Annotated in this window: 2 protein-coding genes and 1 pseudogene; 1 reads left to right on the top strand and 2 read right to left on the bottom strand. The window is 67.5% G+C overall.

Going from position 1 to position 2700, the window contains the following annotated elements; genetic code table 11:
- Positions 1–425 precede the first annotated feature (425 nt).
- Complete coding sequence (locus tag AB0I73_RS40925; protein WP_363045458.1) at positions 426–1241, top strand: IS5 family transposase; 816 nt, start codon at positions 426–428, stop codon at positions 1239–1241.
- Here the strand turns inward: AB0I73_RS40925 and AB0I73_RS40920 are convergent.
- A complete protein-coding gene (locus AB0I73_RS40920) occupies positions 1213–1656 on the bottom strand; it encodes a hypothetical protein (protein ID WP_363045457.1) in 444 nt (147 codons plus the stop codon). The genes AB0I73_RS40925 and AB0I73_RS40920 overlap by 29 nt on opposite strands.
- A gap of 261 nt (positions 1657–1917) precedes the next feature.
- Positions 1918–2670, bottom strand: a pseudogene (locus AB0I73_RS40915) (ISAzo13 family transposase); the annotation flags it as partial.
- Positions 2671–2700 lie beyond the last annotated feature (30 nt).

Genomic DNA, 2700 nt, shown 5'->3' with positions numbered 1-2700 from the left:
CACGGTGCGGTGGTCGTTCCACCGGCCTCCCCGGCCGCCCGGAGGTGGCAGGTGCGGCTCCAGTAACGACCACTCGCGATTCGTCAGATCCCCCCCGGCCCATGCCCGAACCAACGAGCGACCGGTCGGAAAGTCACATGATCCGCCGGACAGTGCCTAGACGCCATCCGCTTATCGATTACGGAGTGGCCTGGTCGAACAGGGTTTCCGATGGGGTGATCGCGTGGGGACCGGCGCATGAAGTCAGGGCCTCTTGGTAGCTCGGGGGTGCGAACCAAACCAAGCGCCAGGAGGCCCTGTTGCTGCAGTCTTTCGTGCTCGCGGACGTGGAGTCCAACTCGTCGGCTCTGTCGTGTGACTGTCTCGCGCACCGGTTCGGTAACGCGGCAGACGGTCCGGAGCGAGTGCGGTGTTACGGCTCGGACATGACGGACGCGGAGTGGCAGGTGGTGCGGGAGTTGCTGCCGGTTCCGGCATGGCTGGAGGGGCGGGGTGGCCGGCCGGAGGGCTACCGCCACCGCGTCATGCTTGATGCAGTCCGCTATGTCGTCGACAACGGTGTGAAGTGGGCCAACCTGCCCCAGGACTTCCCGCCGTACCGGCGGGTGCATGCCTTCGCCCGGCGCTGGCAGGTGACGGGACTGCTCGCCGAGTTCCACGACCGGCTGCGGGACGAGGTCCGTCGGCGGGAGGGCCGCGGTGCGGATCCGACCGCGGCGATCGTGGACTCGCAGTCGGTGCGGGCGGCAGCGAACATCCCGCGTTCCACGTCCGGGTGGGACGGCGGGAAGAAGGTGGGCGGCCGCAAGCGGCACGTGGTGGTGGACTGCCTCGGCCTGGTCCTGGCCGTCGCGGTGACCGCGGCGAGCGCGCAGGACCGAGACGCCGCCGTCCCCCTCCTCGAAAGACTGCGCGGTCTGCACTTTTCCGTCCGGCGGGTGTGGGCGGACGGCGGATATGCCGGTCGTCTCGTCGGCTGGGCCGCCGACACGCTCGATCCCACCCTTCAGATCGTCAGACGCTGCGACGACACCGCGGGCTTCGTGGTCCTTCCGCGCAGGTGGGTGGTGGAGAGAACGCTGAGCTGGCTGATGCGCTCGCGCCGTCTGACACGGGACTACGAGACACTGCCCGCCATGCACGAGGCGATGGTGCTGTGGTCGATGACCATGCTCATGAGCGGCCGCCTCGCCGGGCGCCGCCCTGGTGCCTTCAGCCGGCCGGTGCAGCGAGCGCGGTGAACACTCCCGGCCGCACCTGCCGGGCCCACCCGCGTTCTACCAGGCGTTTCGCCTTCGACCGCACACCTTCGACCTTCGCCGGAACTGCTTCCAGGCCCAATGCCACGGCCACCTGCTGACACCGCAGACCTGTCCGGCCGGCGTCCGACTCCAGTACCTCTACGATGCGTTGGTAATCCGGCGCCAGGACGGACACCGTCACACCCTCGCTCCGGTGCGGCACCACCGATCCCGCTACCGCCTTCGGCTCTGCTGCCGGAGCGGGGCGCTCGGTCAGTACCTCCGTCACCGTGACCCGGGCATCCACCAGACGCTGAAGAGCGCGTTCTGCCTCATCGAGCGCGTCCCGCAACCGCGCGACCTCCTCCCGGACCTTCTTCTCCCGGGCCTCCAACAGACCGATCACCGACGGCACCAGCTACCTCCACGACTGAGAAGAGCGGACGAACACACCCATCTCTTTCGCCGCGATTCGGTACTCATGCCCGCCCAGTCCGAACCAAACGATCACGTTCGGAAAGCGGATGGCGACTTACAGGCAACGGAGCTCCACAGGCAGCAGACAGTCTTGGCGGACTACCTGCTTCAACTGGGCTCCGTTGCTCACGTTCCCGTCTGGTGCCCGAGTCACGTCAAGTGGCTTGCCACCAGCGCAAATCCGTTAAGGGTCTGCCGATCAATAACTCGCTGTCTTGATCTCTGGTGTGGGGACGCCGAGGCGTGCGGCGAGGTCGGTGAGGTCGTCGAGTGTGGCCAGCTGTGTCTCGGCGGGTTCGATGACGTGTCCGATGTCGTGGAGGAGTCGGCGGGTTTGGCTGATGGCCCGGTTGAGGGTCACGGGTGTCACGGTGAAGAGCGGGGCGATGACGACCTGAGGAAGCTTGAACCTCTGGTAGAGGATGGTGGCCAGGAGCCGGTCGACGAGGGTGAGGCCGGGGCGTCGACCGGTGTAGAGGCCGGCGGCGGGGGTCTTCTGCCGGTCGCCGCCGCGTCGCTGATGGAGGTCTGCTTCCCGCTGAGCCGCGCGGGCCGCTGCCAACTCGGTGACCAGCGAGTCCCACTGCTCGTGCGGGATGCCGGTGAGGGCGGGATGGGTCAGCCAGTCGCGGCCGGGGCCGGCTTCGTTCTGGGGCGGGATCGGAAGGACGCCGTCCCGGCGGTGTTCCTGGGGGTGGAGGGTGTAGTTCCAGTCGCCGTGCCAGTCATGGCGGCTCAGTGGCAGGGCGTTCAGCTGCCCATCACTGATGCGGACGCCGGTCTCGTAGATGGCGGTGTCGAGTTCGGCGCGGACGGTCAGCCCCGTGCGGGTGGTGGTCGCTGCGATGCTGTTCACGATGACTTCATGGCTGGTCAGCGGCCTGCCCCGCCAGTTCATGGTGATGTGGGAGAACAGCCGGTGCTCGATCTTGTTCCACTTTGAGGTGCCGGGTCAATGCCGTTGCTTGACTACTGAACTATC

Source organism: Streptomyces sp. NPDC050388 (assembly GCF_040655635.1).
Classification (GTDB): domain Bacteria; phylum Actinomycetota; class Actinomycetes; order Streptomycetales; family Streptomycetaceae; genus Streptomyces.
This window is presented reverse-complemented; position numbering and strand designations above follow the sequence as displayed.